The organism is Mycobacterium rhizamassiliense, from assembly GCF_900157375.1.
In the GTDB taxonomy this organism is placed as follows: Bacteria; Actinomycetota; Actinomycetes; order Mycobacteriales; family Mycobacteriaceae; genus Mycobacterium; species Mycobacterium rhizamassiliense.
Map to the genome: position 1 here is coordinate 4977499 of NZ_LT721901.1, position 15524 is coordinate 4993022.

General features: G+C 69.9%; 15 protein-coding genes. 1 reads left to right on the top strand and 14 read right to left on the bottom strand.

The window, feature by feature from the left end:
• Window positions 1–30 precede the first annotated feature (30 nt).
• The 14 genes from xerD to MRAB57_RS23840 form a co-directional block, all read right to left on the bottom strand.
• Entirely contained in the window at window positions 31–972 is a 942-nt protein-coding gene (xerD, locus tag MRAB57_RS23775) for a site-specific tyrosine recombinase XerD (protein ID WP_077089515.1), read from the bottom strand.
• The gene (locus tag MRAB57_RS23780; protein ID WP_077089516.1) at window positions 969–1592 is read right to left on the bottom strand and encodes an NUDIX domain-containing protein; all 624 of its coding nucleotides are present in this window, start codon (window positions 1590–1592) and stop codon (window positions 969–971) included. The genes xerD and MRAB57_RS23780 overlap by 4 nt, the downstream gene beginning before the upstream one ends.
• Window positions 1585–3336 (bottom strand): CTP synthase, encoded by a 1752-nt coding sequence (locus MRAB57_RS23785; RefSeq protein WP_077089517.1) that lies wholly within the window; start codon window positions 3334–3336, stop codon window positions 1585–1587. The genes MRAB57_RS23780 and MRAB57_RS23785 overlap by 8 nt, the downstream gene beginning before the upstream one ends.
• Before the next feature lie 129 nt (window positions 3337–3465).
• Window positions 3466–4410, bottom strand: a complete 945-nt coding sequence (locus MRAB57_RS23790) for a copper transporter (protein WP_077089518.1) — start codon at window positions 4408–4410, stop codon at window positions 3466–3468.
• A 33-nt stretch (window positions 4411–4443) separates the two neighbouring features.
• Window positions 4444–5625: a putative cytokinetic ring protein SteA gene (steA, locus tag MRAB57_RS23795; RefSeq protein WP_077089519.1), complete on the bottom strand. Its 1182-nt coding sequence runs from the start codon at window positions 5623–5625 to the stop codon at window positions 4444–4446.
• 129 nt (window positions 5626–5754) lie between these two features.
• On the bottom strand, window positions 5755–7506 hold the full coding sequence (gene recN, locus MRAB57_RS23800) for a DNA repair protein RecN (protein WP_077089520.1): 1752 nt from the start codon (window positions 7504–7506) through the stop codon (window positions 5755–5757).
• Window positions 7507–7528: 22 nt separating this feature from the next.
• Window positions 7529–8452, bottom strand: a complete 924-nt coding sequence (locus tag MRAB57_RS23805) for an NAD kinase (protein ID WP_077089521.1) — start codon at window positions 8450–8452, stop codon at window positions 7529–7531.
• The gene (locus MRAB57_RS23810) at window positions 8449–9258 is read right to left on the bottom strand and encodes a TlyA family RNA methyltransferase (RefSeq protein ID WP_077089522.1); all 810 of its coding nucleotides are present in this window, start codon (window positions 9256–9258) and stop codon (window positions 8449–8451) included. Before MRAB57_RS23810 ends, MRAB57_RS23805 begins: the two co-directional genes overlap by 4 nt.
• Window positions 9259–9266: 8 nt before the next feature.
• Window positions 9267–9452, bottom strand: coding sequence for a hypothetical protein (locus MRAB57_RS23815; RefSeq protein WP_077089523.1), 186 nt, complete (start codon window positions 9450–9452; stop codon window positions 9267–9269).
• 24 nt (window positions 9453–9476) lie between these two features.
• The gene (locus tag MRAB57_RS23820; protein WP_077089524.1) at window positions 9477–10496 is read right to left on the bottom strand and encodes an HAD-IIA family hydrolase; all 1020 of its coding nucleotides are present in this window, start codon (window positions 10494–10496) and stop codon (window positions 9477–9479) included.
• Window positions 10489–11310, bottom strand: a complete 822-nt coding sequence (locus tag MRAB57_RS23825; RefSeq protein WP_077089525.1) for a tetratricopeptide repeat protein — start codon at window positions 11308–11310, stop codon at window positions 10489–10491. The genes MRAB57_RS23820 and MRAB57_RS23825 overlap by 8 nt, the downstream gene beginning before the upstream one ends.
• Before the next feature lie 62 nt (window positions 11311–11372).
• On the bottom strand, window positions 11373–11747 hold the full coding sequence (locus tag MRAB57_RS23830; protein WP_077089526.1) for a DUF732 domain-containing protein: 375 nt from the start codon (window positions 11745–11747) through the stop codon (window positions 11373–11375).
• A gap of 366 nt (window positions 11748–12113) precedes the next feature.
• A complete protein-coding gene (gene tyrS / locus MRAB57_RS23835) occupies window positions 12114–13376 on the bottom strand; it encodes a tyrosine--tRNA ligase (protein WP_077089527.1) in 1263 nt (420 codons plus the stop codon).
• Between the two features lie 105 nt (window positions 13377–13481).
• On the bottom strand, window positions 13482–14105 hold the full coding sequence (locus MRAB57_RS23840; protein ID WP_108638133.1) for a DNA-3-methyladenine glycosylase: 624 nt from the start codon (window positions 14103–14105) through the stop codon (window positions 13482–13484).
• 73 nt (window positions 14106–14178) lie between these two features.
• On the opposite strand from MRAB57_RS23840, the gene MRAB57_RS23845 reads away from it, so the two are divergent.
• A complete protein-coding gene (locus MRAB57_RS23845) occupies window positions 14179–15447 on the top strand; it encodes an ammonium transporter (RefSeq protein ID WP_077089529.1) in 1269 nt (422 codons plus the stop codon).
• The last annotated feature ends 77 nt before the right edge of the window (window positions 15448–15524 follow it).

Here is a 15524-nt window from a genome sequence, read left to right on the forward strand (position 1 = left end):
CTCGACGTTCGGCGCGAGAGTCGGCCGCCGCTACTGGGCGCGCGGGTGGGCCCCGGCCCACACCTCGCGCAGCGCGTGCACGGTGACCAACGTGTAGATCTGGGTCGTCGTCACCGAGGCGTGGCCGAGCAACTCCTGCACGACCCGGACGTCGGCGCCGCCCTCCAGCAGATGGGTGGCGAACGAATGCCGCAGCATGTGCGGCGACACCCCCGACGTGATGCCCCCGCGTGCGGCGGCGTCCTGCAGCACCTGCCACGCGCTCTGCCGCGACAGCCGGCCGCCGCGCACGTTGAGGAAGATCGCCGGTGTTCCGCGGCCGCGCCGCGCCAGCTCCGAGCGCCCGCGCACCAGGTAGGCGTCCAGTGCCTGTACCGCCGGACGCCCGACCGGCACCAGCCGCTGCTTGCCGCCCTTGCCGCGCAGCAGCACCGTCCTGGCCTGCGCGTCGATGTCGTCGACGTCCAGGCCGACGGCCTCGGAGATCCGGGATCCGGTGGAATACAACAGCTCCAGCAGCGCCCGGTTGCGCAGAGTCAGCGGACCGTCGGCCGGGCTGTCGCCGCCGGCCCCTTCCAGCAGCGCCAGCACCTCGTCGAGGGTCAGGCTCTTCGGCAGCCGGCGCCCGGGCGTCGGCGGCCGCACCGCGCGCGCCACGTCCAGTTCGGCCAGCCCTTCGGCGGCGGCGAACCGGTGCAGCCCGCGCACCGCGATCAGCGCCCGCGCGGCCGACACCGCCGACAACGCGACGGCCCCGGATTCGGGATCGCCGCGCCGCAGTGCCACCAGAAACTCGCTGACATCGTCCTCACCCACCTTGGCGAGGTCGTGAATACCCCTGTCGGACAGATGCTTTGAGTACCGCCGCAGGTCGCGCCGATACGAGCTCAGCGTGTTGGCCGCCACGCCGCGCTCGATCGTCAGGTGCTCGAGGTAGCCCTGCATCTGTGTGTCCAGGACCGCCACCGTCATTGCGCGGCCCGTCGCTCCGCGAAGGCAGTCGGCTTGTCGACCCACGGGCTGTCCAGCGGGCGGGGCTCGGCGAAGCCGGTGCCGACCGCGTGCGCGGCCAGAATTCCCGCGACCGCAATCGCATTGACGATGTCGCCGCCGAGCACCAAGCGGGCCGCCTCGGCGAGCGAATACCACTCGAGCCTCATGTCGGCTTCTTCGTCGTGCGCCTCGGGCCGGTCGACCTTGCGCAGCCCGGTGGCCAGATACACGCGCACCGATTCGTCGCTGAAGCCGGGCGTGGAGTCGAGGTCGACGAGCACCTGCCAGGTGTCGGCCTCTAGCCCCGCCTCCTCCTTGAGTTCGCGGGCCGCGGTCAGGTGCGGGGGTTCGCCGCCGACGTCGAGCAGCCCGGCGGGCAGCTCCCACAGCCGCCGCCCGAGCGGGTGGCGGTACTGGTAGACCAGCGGGATGTTGTTGTCGTCGTCGAGCGCGACGATGGCGACCGCACCGAAATGTTCGACGACCTCGCGAACGGCTTCCTTACCGCCCGGCATTCGCACGTGGTCGCGACGCAGCGCGAAAATCTTTCCCGTGAATAGCGTTTCGCTAGAAGCGGTTTCGAAAACGTGCTCAGCCACGAGTGGCTGGTTCGGGTCGCTGCCGCTCGGCGCTCTCGCGGTGCTGGTTGCCGTTGGACGTGTGCTCCGGGATCTCCACCGGAAGCTGCTCGCCCGCCCGGTAATCAAGCGCGGCCCCGACGAACGCCGCGAACAACGGGTGCGGCCGGGTGGGCCGGCTCTTCAGCTCGGGATGGGCCTGGGTGCCGACGATGAACGGGTGGATGTCCGCCGGATATTCGACGAACTCCACCAGATGACCGTCGGGCGAGGTCCCGGAGAACCGCAGGCCGCTCTCGGCGATCTTGTCCCGGTAGGCGTTGTTGACCTCGTAGCGGTGCCGGTGCCGCTCGGACACGTGGGTGGACTCATACGCTTGGGCCACAATCGAATCCGGCTCAAGTACAGCCGGGTAGGCGCCCAGTCGCATCGTCCCGCCGAGGTCGGCCTCGCCGGCGACGATCTCTTCCTGGTCGGCCATCGTGGAGATCACCGGATCCGGGGTCGACGGCTCGAATTCGGCCGAGTTCGCCTCGGTGATGCCCACCGAGCGGGCGGCCTCGATCACGATGCACTGCAGCCCCAGGCACAGCCCCAGCACCGGCAGCCCGCGCGACCGCGCGTAGCGGATGGCGCCGATCTTGCCCTCGATGCCGCGGATGCCGAACCCGCCGGGAATCAGCACACCGTGCACGTCGCCTAGCGACGACGTGGCGCCCGCGGCGCTCGCGCAGTCGTCGGAGGGCACCCACACCATCTCGACCTTGGCGTGGTGCTTGAACCCGCCGGCGCGCAACGCCTCGGTCACCGAGAGGTAGGCATCGGACAGGTCAACGTACTTGCCCACCAAGGCGATTCGCACGGTCTCGTGTGGCTCGTGGACCCTCTGCAGCAGGTCGTTCCACTGCGTCCAGTCGACGTCGCGGAAGGGCAGGCTGAGGCGGCGCACCACGAACGCGTCCAGCTCCTCGCGGTGCAGCACCTTGGGGATGTCGTAGATGGACGGGGCGTCCGGGGTGGAGATGACGCCGTCGATGTCGACGTCACACATCAGCGCGATCTTGTTCTTCAGCGGCTCGGGCACGGGACGGTCGCAGCGCAGGATCAGCGCGTCCGGGCTGATACCGATGCTGCGCAGCGCCGCCACCGAGTGCTGGGTCGGCTTGGTCTTGAGTTCGCCGGACGGCGCGAGATACGGCACCAGCGACACGTGTAGGAAGAAGACGTTCTCGCGGCCGACGTCGTGGCGGACCTGCCGCGCCGCCTCCAGGAAGGGCTGCGATTCGATGTCGCCGACCGTGCCGCCGATCTCGGTGATCACGACGTCCGGGCGGCGCCCGTCGGCGTCCGGCTCGGCCATCTCCAGGATGCGGCGTTTGATCTCGTCGGTGATGTGCGGGATCACCTGGACGGTGTCGCCGAGATACTCGCCGCGCCGCTCCTTGGCGATCACGGCCGAATAAACCTGCCCGGTAGTCACATTCGCAGAGCCGGACAGGTCGCGGTCCAGGAAGCGCTCGTAGTGTCCGACGTCGAGGTCGGTTTCCGCGCCGTCCTCGGTGACGAACACCTCGCCATGCTGGAACGGGTTCATCGTGCCCGGATCGACGTTGAGGTACGGATCGAGCTTTTGCATCGTCACATGCAACCCTCGGGCGGTGAGCAATTGACCGAGACTGCTCGCGGTCAATCCCTTACCGAGCGATGAGGCGACCCCACCGCTGACGAAGAGGTGCTTGGTGGCGGTTTGCGGGTGCTTTCGCACAGGCGGCCTCCGTGAAGACGGGCAGGGCGTCATTTTCGTCTAGCTTTGACCAGCTTGGGCCTGCCGACCCACGGAAATTTACCCTAACATCCACCGCCCGAAGCGGTGGCTAACACGCCCGAGCGTCGGCTACTGAGGCACCGTGATCGCTGTCGCGCCGTGGCCGGTGCCGTACTGCCCGGCGTGGCCGCCGTTGAGGAGCTCATGCAGGCCCAGGACCGTGGTGATGCGCCCGGGCGCGGACTCGACGTCGTCGACGGTGCTGATCGCGGCGTTGATACCGGCGTCGGCGCGGGCCACGGCCACCGCCGCGCCGCCGGTCGACGAGCCGTCCCGCCCGGCGAGCAGCGTGCCCGAACCGTGCGGCGCCAGCGCGGCCGCGAATCGGGCCACACTGGCCCCCTGGTTGCCGGCGTCCTGCGGCAGGGCGCCGCCGGTGACGATCAGGGCGGTGTTCGCCGCGCCCAGGTGGTCGCTGGGCGTGTAGGTGATGAACCCGGTGTCGCGCAGGGCCGCCAGCACCGTGTCGCGCTGCAGGTCGTCGACCGGCGGGACCGCCGGGTTGCTGTTGATCAGCAGCGCGATGCCCAGCAAGTCACCGGCCTGCGAGCCCTGGTCGACCATCTTGGTGCTGAGCTGCTGTCCCGCGGGCAGGACCGACGAGTTCACCACGGTCCGCAATTTCTCCGCGGAGTTGGCGTCGACGAACTCCTGCGTGAGCGCCACCGTGCCGGTGACCGTGCCGCCGGCCTGCCCGATGATCTTCGACACCGCCGCGACGTCGTCGTCCTTGGCGTCCGGTGTGCGGAAGACCATAACCGACTTGCCGCCCAGCGCGTCATGCACGATGCGGCCGACCAGCTGGTTGTCGAAATTGTTTGCCGCACTGAGCTTTTCGTTCAGGACGTTCTTCTGGTCGTTGAGCCCGCTGATCTGCGTGTGCAGGTCGCGCTTCTCGTCGCGCAGGCTCGACAGCAGGGTGTCCGACAGGAAGCCGGAACCCAGCACAACTCCCACGGCCAACGCCAGAAAGACCGCAGCCAGCGAGAACGCATGTTGGCGTAACGAGATCATGAGCTCCCGGCCCCCTCTTTGAACCTCAAATAATCAAGAGATCAGGTGCTGAATCCACAGGGAGAAGTGGTTCCAGTAGTCGGTGATCCAATGCAGCACCGCCGCGTCGGTGCGGGACACCCACAAGGCGACGATGACCGCGATCAGCATGGTCAGCGCCAGCAGCGCGATCGCGCCTGCCGAGATGTGGTTGCGGTACAGAGTGGCGACCGCCTTGGCGTCGACCACCTTCTCGCCGACCCGCAGCCGGGTCAGGAACGTCGACGGGTTGCTCTGGGTCCGCGTCCGGTCGAAGAACGTCTCGATGTTGGCGGTGTGGCCGGCCGTCACCAGCAGCGAGGCGCCGTGGTGGTCGGCCAGCAGCAGTGCCAGGTCGACCGCCGAGCCCGCGGCCGGGAACGTCATCGCCCCGACGCCGAGGTCCTGGATCCGCTCCAGGCCGGGCGCGTGGCCGTCGGCGTCCGCGGGCAGCACGACGTGGGCGCCGCACTTGAGGGCCTCGTTGCTGATGTCCGCGGGGTCGCCGACGATGAGCTGCGGGCGATATCCGGCCTTGCGCAACACATCCGCGCCGAAGCCCACCCCGATGAGCACCGGCTGGTACTCCTTGATGAAGGGCTTGAGCGACTTCAGGTCGTCCTCGGCGCTGGGCTCGTCGGCGACGATCACCACGTGCCGGCGGCGCAGGTCGAGGTCGATGTCGGGGATGCCGATGCCGTCGATCAACAGCGGGCTTTCGCTCTTGATGAACTCGATCGTGTTGCCGGCGAACGCCTCCAGGTGGGCGGCCAGGCCGCTCTTGGCTTCGCGCATGAGGTCGGCGATGTCGTGGTCGGTGCGCTCGGTGCCGCGGATCAGCCGACGCTCCCCCGCGTACACCCCGCCCTCGTGCAGGCGGATCTTGGCGCCGTCCTTGACCTTCTTGAAGATGTCCGGCCCGGTCTCGTCGATCAGCGTGACGCCGTTGTTGACGAGGACCTCGGGGCCCATGTTGGGGTAGCGGCCCGAGACCGACGGCGACGCGTTCACGACGGCAGCGACGTCGGCCTCCACGAGCGCGTCGGCGGTGATGCGGTCCAGATCGAGGACGTCGAGCACCACGATGTCGCCGGGGCACACTCGGCGCAGCAGGCGGTCGATGTTGCGATCCACCCGAGCGGTGCCGGTCAGACCCGGTCGGGAGGTGTTACGTGTTAGCAGACCAGACATCCTCATGGAGGCTGATTCTGTCCGCGATGCCCGGCCGAGGCCGGGAGGCGCGCCGTAACATCCGCCTCATAAGTTATCTAGAGTCACATCTGTAACAGGCCCGCGACGATGTGGTCTCGAACGGGGAAGCGACGGTTAGATCTGGTCGTTCTGCGCCGCGTCCAATAGCTCGCGGGCGTGGGCGCGGCCGCTGTCGGATTCGCCCAACCCGGCCATCATCCGCGCCAGCTCCGCGACCCGCTCGTCGTCGGTCACCCGCCGCACCACGCTGGTCCCCTTCGGGCCCGCGCCGTGCACCACGAGGTGTACGTCGGCGTAGGCGGCAACCTGTGGCAGGTGGGTGACCACGATGACCTGATGGCTGCGCGCCAGCTGCGCCAGCCGCCGCCCGATCTGCACCGCCGCCCGGCCGCCGACGCCGGCGTCGACCTCGTCGAACACCATGGTGGTGCCCGCCGCCGACGCGGCCAGCACCACCTCCAGCGCCAGCATCACCCGGGACAGCTCGCCACCGGATGCGCTCTTGGCCAGCGGCAGCTGGTCCATCCCGCGGTGCGCGGCGAAACCGAACTCGACCTGATCGGCGCCGTCGGCGCCGGCCCGCACCAGCTCGCCGGAGGGCAGCGCGATCGTTGCCGGGTCGTCGGCGGCCGGCGCCGGATCGACCGTCACCGTGATGGAGAACTGGGCGTCGGCCATGGCCAGCCCGGACAGCTCCCCGGTGACCTCCTTGGCCAGTCGCTTGGCGGCCTTGCGCCGGATTGCGCTGAGATCGACTGCTGCTTCGGCTAATTCGCCTGCCAGCTCGTCGACGCGGCGGTCCAGCGCGGCCAGCCCCTCCTCCGAGACGTCGAGTTGGGCCAGCCGCTCGCGGGATTCCGCCGCCCACTGCAGGACGCCGCTAATGTCGGCCGCGTACTTGCGGGTCAGCGTGCGCAGCTCGGCCTGACGGGCCAGCCTGGACTCCAGCGCGCTGGCGTCGGTCGGCAGCTCGTCCAGATAGGAGCCGAGCTCGCGCGCCGCATCGGCGACCACCGTCAGCGCCTCGCCGACCTGTTTGCCCAGCGCCTGCAGGGTGCTGTCGTCGGTGGATTCCAGTGCGGCCCTTGCCCGTCCGAGGCTGTCGGTGGCGGTGGTGCCGAATCCGTCGGCATCGTCCGCGGACAGCGACGCGCGCGCGGAGGCCGCGGCCTCGCGCAGGGTGCCCAGTTCGGACAGCCGCAGGATCTCGGCGACCAGTTCCTCGTCCTCGGCGGGCTTCGGGTCGACGACCTCGATCTCGTCGAGCCCGAACTTCAGCCGGTCGGCCTCCAGGGCGAGTTCGCGGGCCCGGTTGCGGCGGTCGAACAGGTCGCGGCGCGCCGACGACCACGCGTCGCGCAGCTTGCGGTAGCGCTCGAGCGCGGGGCCGGCCTTGGCGAAGCGGTCCAGGGCGCCGCGCTGCTCCTCGGGCCGCATCAGCCGCAGCTGATCGTTCTGCCCGTGCAACGTCAGCAGCTCGGCGGTGAAGTCGCCCAGCGACTTGGCGGGCACGCTGCGGCCGCCGAGGTAGGCGCGCGACGGTCCGTCGCGACTGACCGAGCGCAGCGCGATCACGCTGCCGTCCTCGTCGCGCTCGGCGCCCGCCGCGTCCAGCATGCCGTCCAGACCGGCGACCGCCGAGTCGTCGAAATCGGTTGTGGTGAAACGCCCTTCGACGACCGCCCGCTCAGCCCCCGAGCGCACCCGGGTGGCGTCGGCGCGGGCGCCACCGAGCAGGTGCAGCCCGGTCACCACCATGGTCTTGCCGGTTCCGGTCTCGCCCGTCAGCACCGTCAGGCCGCGGCCGAACTCCCCGACCGCAGAGCTGATGGCACCGAGCGACTCGATGCGGATTTCGGTCAGCATTCAGTCAGCACCCGCAGCGGCGTTACTGTCCGCGCCAGCCGGTCACCGGCAACCGGAACTTGCGCACCAGGCGGTCGGTGAACGGCGCGCTGTCCAGCCGGGCCCATTTCACCGGCGTACCGCACCGGGTCACCTCGAGCCGCCCGCCCGCTGGCACCAGCATCTCGCGCCGGCCGTCGCAGAACACCAGGGCGTCGTTGCCGCTCGCTTCGATCTCGATGGCGATGGTGGCGTCCGGGCTGGTGACCATCGGGCGGCCGAACAGCGCGTGAGCGTTGTTGGGCACCACCAGGATCGCCTCCAGGTCAGGCCACAGCACCGGGCCGCCCGCCGAGAACGCATAGGCCGTCGACCCGGTCGGCGTCGACACCAACACCCCGTCGCAGCCGAACGTCGACACCGGACGCCCCTCGATCTCGACGACCACGCCCAGGACGCCCAGCCGCGGGCCCTTTTCCAGGCTGGCCTCGTTGAGCGCCCAGCCCTGGTCGATGATGTGACCGCCCCGGCGCACCGCGACGTCGAGCGTCAGGCGTTCTTCCACGCGGTAGTCCTTGGCGATCACGTGCTCGAGCACCGAGTCGATGGCCTCCGCCTCGGCCTCGGCCAGGAAGCCGATGCGGCCCAGGTTGATGCCGAGCACCGGGATGTCGGCGTTGCGCGCCAGCTCGGCCGCGCGCAGGAACGTGCCGTCGCCGCCGAGGACCAACACCAGTTCGCAGCCATCGGCGGCGTCCGGATCGGCGTCGACGACCTCGATGCCGGCGCCGACCGCCCGCATGTCGTCGGGCACCAGCCGCAGCGGCCCCCGGTCCACTCCCTCGGCGGACAGCATGCGAAGTGCAATCCCGTTGTCGCTCAACACTTTCTGCACGCGCCGCGCGGTTTCGGCCGCTTCGTCGCGACCGGTGTGCGCGACCAGCAGGACGGTGCGTTCCTCGCTCATTGCGGGCCCTCGGCTATCGCGCGCCGCACCGCGCCGACCAGTCCGTCGCCGGACAGCGCCCGATCGGTCTCGGCGCGCAGCCACAGGAAGTATTCGACGTTGCCCGACGGGCCCGGCAGCGGGCTGGCGGTGACATCGACGGTGTGCCAGCCCAGTTCGCCGGCGCGCCTGGCGACGCCCAGCACCGCCTCGGCACGCAACCCAGGGTCGTGAACCACCCCGCCAGCACCCACCTGGCCCTTCCCCACCTCAAACTGCGGCTTCACCATGGGAACGATATCCGCGTCCGCGCAAGCGCATCCAGTCAGCGCGGGCAACACGGTGGCCAACGAGATAAACGACAGGTCAGCCACCACGAGGTCGACCGGCCCGCCGATCGCCTCGGGCGATAACTCACGCGCGTTGGTCCGCTCGATGACGACCACCCGCGGGTCGGAGCGCAGCGACCAGGCCAGCTGGCCGTAGCCCACGTCGGCCGCGACCACCTCGACGGCGCCGCAGTCCAGCAGCACCTCGGTGAAACCACCCGTGGATGCGCCGGCGTCCAGGCAGCGACGGCCGGCGACGGGAATGTCGAACGCGTCCAGCGCGCCGATCAGCTTGTGCGCGCCGCGCGATACCCAGCTGCGTTCCCCGTCGTCGGCCACGATCAAGGCCGACGTGAGGGCGACGGCGGTGCCGGGTTTGACCGCGGGCATGCCGTCGATGCGGACCTTGCCCGCGCCGATCAGTTCGGCCGCCTGCTGCCGCGACCGGGCCAGGCCGCGCCGGACCAGCTCGGCGTCAACGCGGGCGCGTCGAGGCATGGGCGCTCTCAGCCCCTCTCCGCCGACTCCAGCGCAGCCAGCAGCACGTCGTGGGCCTCGGAAAGGCGGCGTGCGATGTCTTCGAGCTCGGACAGCGAGGGCCCGCTTTCCGGGTTTTCCGGGTCACCGGCTTGGGGCAGCTGCGCGAGCAGGGAGTCGATATCGGCGCGAATCTGATCAGGATCGATATTCATGGCGTTTCTACGCTAAGTCATCCGTCAGTCGCCGCGCACCAAAGCGCAGCGTTGCAGCGCGTCGCGCGCCGCGTCGTCGGCCGCCTCGATGCGAGGCGATCCACCGTCGAGCCCCGCTTCCCACACCGCGTGGGCGACTGCGCGGACAATCGACAGCCCGTCGGGGTCGTCGCCGCCGTTGCCGCTGACCGTCACCGTCTGGCCGTCGACGTCGACCCGCCAGGCGGGCTGCGGGCCCACCGCGAGCAGCGCGCTGTCCCGCCGCAGGGACCGCAGGTCCTGGCCGATATACGTGGGCCGCTGTTCGGGTTTGGCGCAGACGGCGTCCAGGGCGCTGTTGACCCCGGTGAGCACCATCAGGCTGGGCAATTCGGCGGCGTTGGCGCCCTCGATGTCGGTGTTGAGCCGATCGCCGACCACCAGCGGTGCGTGGAAGTCGCCGCGGGCCACCGCGTCGTTGAGCAGCGTGGGCGCGGGCTTGCCGGCGACCGTGGGCTCGGAGCCGGTCGCGGCCCGCAGCGCCGCCACCAGGGCGCCGTTGCCGGGCAGCAGACCGCGCTCGGTGGGCAGCGTGGTGTCGACGTTGGCGGCCACCCACAGCGCCCCGGCCCGGATCGCCAGCGCGGCCTCGGCGAGATCGGGCCACGCGATGGTCTGCGACAGCCCCTGGACGACGGCCGCGGGGTCGTCGTCGAAGCTGCGCACCGGGCGCAGCCCCACCGCGGAGATTTCGTTGGCCAGCGACTCGGTGCCGACGATGAGCACCGCCGAGTCCGCCGGCAACTTTTCGGAGAGTAGGTGCGCGGCGCTTTGCGCGCTGGTGACGACGTCCTCGCCGGTGACGGTGAAACCGAGCTCGCGCAGGTGCGCGGCCACCTCCTCGGCGCTGCGGGAGGCGTTGTTGGTGACAAACAGCTTTCGGCTGGTGATCTCGTCCAGCGTCTGTACCGCGCCGTCGGTGGGCTGACGGCCGCGAAACACCGTCCCGTCGAGATCGATCAGCAGGCAATCATATTCCTGCGCAATGGGTTTCGTGTCAGCCAAGTTCGCTGAGCCGTTCTTCGGCGTCGGTCACGCCGTCGATGTCGGCGGCCGCCGAACGCAGAAACCATTGCAGCGCCTCGTCGTCGCGGCCCAGCGCCAGGAGGGTATCGGCGTAGGCGTAGAACAGCCGGGCCGCGGTCGAGCCGCTGCGGCTCGGGTCCAGCTGCGGGGTCGACAACACGACCAGCGCCTGCTCCAGCTGCCCCAGATCGGAGCGCGCGCCCGCGGCGACGATGCGCAACTCGTCGGCGTCGTCCTCGTTGAGGTCGGCCGCCTCGGGCCCACGCGCCAACTCGATCGCACGTTCCGGACGGCCGAGGCCGCGTTCGCAGTCGGCGATCAGCGCCAGCAGTGACGACTTGCTGCCCATCCGGCGGGCGGCACGCAATTCGGACAGCGCCTGCGCCCAATCCCCGCAGCGGTAAGCGGCGATGCCGACGGCTTCACGGACCGCGGCGATCCTGCTGGTTCTGGCGCGGGCCGCGCGGGCGTGGTTCAGCGCTTCCTGCGGGTCCTCGTCGAGCAGCTCGCCTGCGGCCACCAGGTGACGTGCCACGGCGTCGGCGGTGGCGCGGTCCAGCGTGCTCAGCTCGCGGCGGGCCTCCGGCGGTAAATCCTTGGCGTCCACCTCGGCCGGTATCGCGGGCCCTTGGGGCGCGCGATCGCCGTCGGTCTGCTGCGGCTGAGCCGAGCGCGTCCGCCCGGGTCCGGACCAACGGTCGTCCCGCTCGGTGCGGGGTCCGCGTCGCGGGGCACCCCCCGAGGATGTGTGCGGTCGCCGGTCGCCGCCGCGGCGCTTACTGTCGTCGACCACTCGCGCCGCTCACCTCGTTTGCCTCCTGCACCCTGCAAAGGATACGGGCACGGCCGGGCGAGCTAGCCCTTCAGGCGGTTGGGCACCAGCGGCGCGATCATCGCCGGGCAGTACGTCGCGATCGCGACGATGGTGAAAATGCCCGCCGTCTTCTGGGACATGCCGTTCCCGGCCGCCATTTTGGAGACGACGGAGTCGAAATCGCCGCCCGGCGCGATGATCATCGGGCAGACCGATTCGCCCGCGGCCGTGGTGGATGCCGGCTGGGTATACGGAACGCCGGCGCTGGTCAGAGCGTTGAGAAACGTGTTGCCGATCATGTCGGCGCGGATCGGGGCCGCCAGCGTCGCGGCCGCGGCGGCCAGGGCCGCGGTCAACACGATGAGCCACAGGGTGGGTGTCTTGGGGGCGCAGATCACTGTGACAAGACTGGTCAACGAGTGTCACATTCAGGACACGATGAGATTAAGGTTTGCAAACCACCGCGTTTTGCAGGCACTTCCCCGACGCTGCCGGGTGGATCATGTTCGGCCGCTTTGTGCAGTGGCGCCGACCGAACAGACTTTCGGAAAGCCAAGAGGCGCAGCGTGTTTGGTGCCATCTTACGTCCTGTCCCCCAATTAGGGGACAACGGATTTCCGCCGGGGATTCAGCCGTTCGTGGGATAGCGCGCCGCGCCGAAACGTCGAAAGATAAGTGGTGCAGCGGGGACCTCGTCAAACTTCCCTCGAGTCCCCCCTCCTCGAGCTTGGCTTCTCCTTCCGAGACGAGGTCCCCGCTTCTACACCTTCCCTAGCCCTTTTCTAGACCTTTTCGATGCCGGCGATGTTGCGCTTGCCGCGGCGCAGCACCAGCCACCGGCCATGCAGGAAATCCGAAGGCTGCGGGGCCCATTCGTCGCTGTCGACCCGAACGTTGTTGACCGACACGCCGCCCTCGCCGATCGTCCGCCGCGCGGCGCCCTTGCTGGCCGACAGGCCGCTGGCCACCAGCAGGTCGACGATGCCGTCGGGGTCGCCGGGCGTGAGCTGCGCGACCGACGTCTCGCGCAGCGCCGCGGACAGCGTCGACTCGTCCAGGCGATCCAGCTCGCCCTGGCCGAACAGCGCCCGGCTGGCGTGCTCGACGGCCTCGGTGGCCGCCTCGCCGTGCACCAGGGTGGTGAGCTCGGCGGCCAGCCGGCGCTGGGCGGCCCGCTGCTGCGGGCGCTCGGCCGTCTGCTGTTCGAGCTCGTCCAGCTCCTCGGCGGGCAGGAAGGTGAACCAGCGCAGGTAGCGGATCACGTCGGCGTCGGCGGTGTTGACGAAGTACTGGTACCAGGCATAGGGGCTGGTCAGCTGCGGATCGAGCCACACGCTGCCGCCGCCGGTGGATTTGCCGAATTTCGTGCCGTCGGCCGCGGTCACCAGCGGGACGGTCAGCGCATGCACCGCCGCGCCGAGCTTCTGGCGGACCAGGCGGACGCCGGCGATGATGTTGCCCCACTGATCCGAGCCGCCGATCTGCAGCGAGCAGCCGTGGCGTTGATGCAGTTCGACGTAGTCGTTGGCCTGCAAGAGCATGTAGCTGAACTCGGTGTAGGAGATCCCGTCGCCCTCCAGGCGCCGCCGCACGGTGTCGCGGTCGAGCATCACGTTGACCGAGAAGTGCTTGCCCACGTCGCGCAGGAACTCGATCGTCGACATGGCCCGGGTCCACTCGAGGTTGTTCTCGACGATCGCGCCGGTCGGCGAGTCGTCGAAGTCGACGAAGCGCTCCAGTTGGCCGCGGATGCGGTCGGTCCACTCGGCGACGGTGTCGGCCTCGTTCATGGTGCGCTCGCCGATGTCGCGGGGGTCGCCGATCATGCCGGTGGCGCCGCCGGCCACCACGATCGGGCGATGACCGGCGCGCTGGAAGCGCCGCAGCGCCAGCAGCGGCACCAGGTGCCCGGCGTGCAGGCTCGGCGCGGTCGGGTCGAAACCGGCGTAGACCGTCATCGGCCCGCGCTGCGCCTCGGCGGCCAGCGCGTCGAGGTCGGTGGACTGCGCGATCAGCCCTCGCCAGGTCAGCTCGTCGAGGATCATGGCTACAGAGTCTCCCAGGTCAGTCGGTCGGAGCCCGCGAGCGTCGACTTGTTGCGCAGTTTCGGGCCTTGTCGGCCCAACAACTCGACGCTCGGCGCGAGCGAGCTAGTCGCTGGTGCCGGGCGCGGGTGCCCGCGGACTTCGCCGATACACCGAGACTTCCGGCCGGCCCGCCAGCCACAACCGCCACGGCCGGTCGGCGGCCTTGCTGACGCCCACGCGGGGACCCGCCACCGCGCCTTCGGCGCCGTTCAGCGTCAGCCGCACCGGACTGCTGGCGTCGAACAAATCAATCCCGTTGTCGGACATGGTGATTCCCAGGGCGGAGCACAGGTTTCCCGGGCCGCGCGCCAGCGCTGCGGTGCGAACCGCCGCGCCGCGCCGGGCTTGGGCGACGTCGAAACCCTCGTCGACAGCGGCGGCCCGAAACAACACGGCCGCGGCGGTGCCGTCGGGACCGCATGACACGTTCGCGCAGACGTGGATGCCGTGGCTGCGGTAGGTGTACAGCCGACCGGGGGGTCCGAACATCACCGTGTTGCGGGCGCTGGGACCCCGATAGGAGTGGGCGGCCGCGTCCGGCCAGGGCCCGTCGGGCACACCGCCATAGGCCTCGACCTCGACGACGACCGCGCGCACGCCCCGCCCCGTGAGTGTGGCGCCGAGCAGACGATTCGCGGCCGCGACCGGATCGACCGACAGCTGGCCGGCGGCCGCGCCACGACCGATTCGCACCCAACGAACCTACCGACTGCACAAACATGGCAATATCCCGGTTGCCTCGTGGCGAAGGAGCCCAAAAATGCATGCGATCGACCCTGCCGCCACCGCGTGGCTGCTGGCCAGCACCGCCCTGGTCCTGCTGATGACCCCCGGGCTGGCGATCTTTTACGGCGGCATGGTCCGCACCACCGGGGTGCTCAACATGATGATGATGAGCTTCATCTCCATCCCCCTGGTGACGGTGGCGTGGCTGCTGGTCGGCTACACGCTCGCCTTCTCCGAGGACGGGGCGGGCGGATTCATCGGCAACCTCAAGCACATCGGGATGCTCGGCATCACACCCGACACCGCGCACGGCACGGTTCCCGAACTGCTGTACGCCACGTTCCAGTTGACCTTCGCGATCATCACGGCGGCCCTCGTCAGCGGCGCGATCGCCGACCGCGCCAAGTTCGCCGCCTGGATCGTGTTCGTCCCGGCGTGGGCGATCGTCGTGTATGCCGTTGTCGCGCACTGGGTATGGGGTCCCGGCGGCTGGCTGGCCAAGCTCGGCGTCCTCGACTACGCGGGCGGCCTGGTGGTCGAAATCGTCTCCGGCGCTTCCGCGCTGGCCCTGGCGCTGGTGCTCGGGCCCCGCATCGGCTTCAAGAAGGACGCGATGCGGCCGCACAACCTGCCGTTGCTGTTCGTCGGCGTCGGGCTGCTGTGGTTCGGCTGGTTCGGCTTCAACGCCGGTTCGGCGTTGGCGGCCAACGGAACCGCGGCGGCGATCTTCCTCAACACCCTCGTCGCCGGGTGCTTGGGCATGCTCGGCTGGCTCACCGTCGAACAGATCCGCGACGGCAGGCCCACCACGTTCGGCGCGGCCTCCGGCGTGGTCGCCGGCCTGGTCGCCATCACCCCGTCGTGCGGGACGGTCAACACGCTCGGCGCGGCGGCGGTCGGCCTCGCGGCGGGCGTCGTGTGCGCGTTCGCGGTGACCGCGAAAATGCGCCTCAACTATGACGATTCGCTCGACGTGGTCGGCGTGCACTTCGTCGGCGGCGTGGTCGGAGTATCGCTGATCGGGCTGTTCGCCACGGCGGTGATGACGGCGGGCCCGCAGGGCCTGTTCTATGGCGGCGGCTTCGCCCAACTCGGCAAGCAGCTGCTCGCGATCGTGGTCGTCGCGGTGTACGCGTTCGCGGTGACGTTCGTCCTCGGGAAGGTGATCGAACGGGTGATGGGCTTCCGGCTCAGCCCCGAGGACGAGACCGCCGGGGCCGACCTCACCCAGCACGCGGAGACCGCCTACGCCGAAGGCGTGCACGGACACCTGCCGCTGCGCCGTCCGGGTTCGCCGGGCTGACACAACGTCGTCCTGATTTGCGCTAGCGCCTCGCGCTAGCGCGTGCGCCCGCAGGCCCTCTTGACAACTCCGCCGTA

Coding starts and splice junctions, on each gene's coding strand:
- xerD (WP_077089515.1), bottom strand. CDS start 972: ATGACGGTGGCGGTCCTGGACACACAGATGCAGGGCTACCTCGAGCAC.
- MRAB57_RS23790 (WP_077089518.1), bottom strand. CDS start 4,410: ATGATCTCGTTACGCCAACATGCGTTCTCGCTGGCTGCGGTCTTTCTG.
- steA (WP_077089519.1), bottom strand. CDS start 5,625: ATGAGGATGTCTGGTCTGCTAACACGTAACACCTCCCGACCGGGTCTG.
- recN (WP_077089520.1), bottom strand. CDS start 7,506: ATGCTGACCGAAATCCGCATCGAGTCGCTCGGTGCCATCAGCTCTGCG.
- MRAB57_RS23805 (WP_077089521.1), bottom strand. CDS start 8,452: ATGAGCGAGGAACGCACCGTCCTGCTGGTCGCGCACACCGGTCGCGAC.
- MRAB57_RS23810 (WP_077089522.1), bottom strand. CDS start 9,258: ATGCCTCGACGCGCCCGCGTTGACGCCGAGCTGGTCCGGCGCGGCCTG.
- MRAB57_RS23815 (WP_077089523.1), bottom strand. CDS start 9,452: ATGAATATCGATCCTGATCAGATTCGCGCCGATATCGACTCCCTGCTC.
- tyrS (WP_077089527.1), bottom strand. CDS start 13,376: ATGATCCTCGACGAGCTGACCTGGCGAGGGCTGATCGCGCAGTCCACC.
- MRAB57_RS23845 (WP_077089529.1), top strand. CDS start 14,179: ATGCATGCGATCGACCCTGCCGCCACCGCGTGGCTGCTGGCCAGCACC.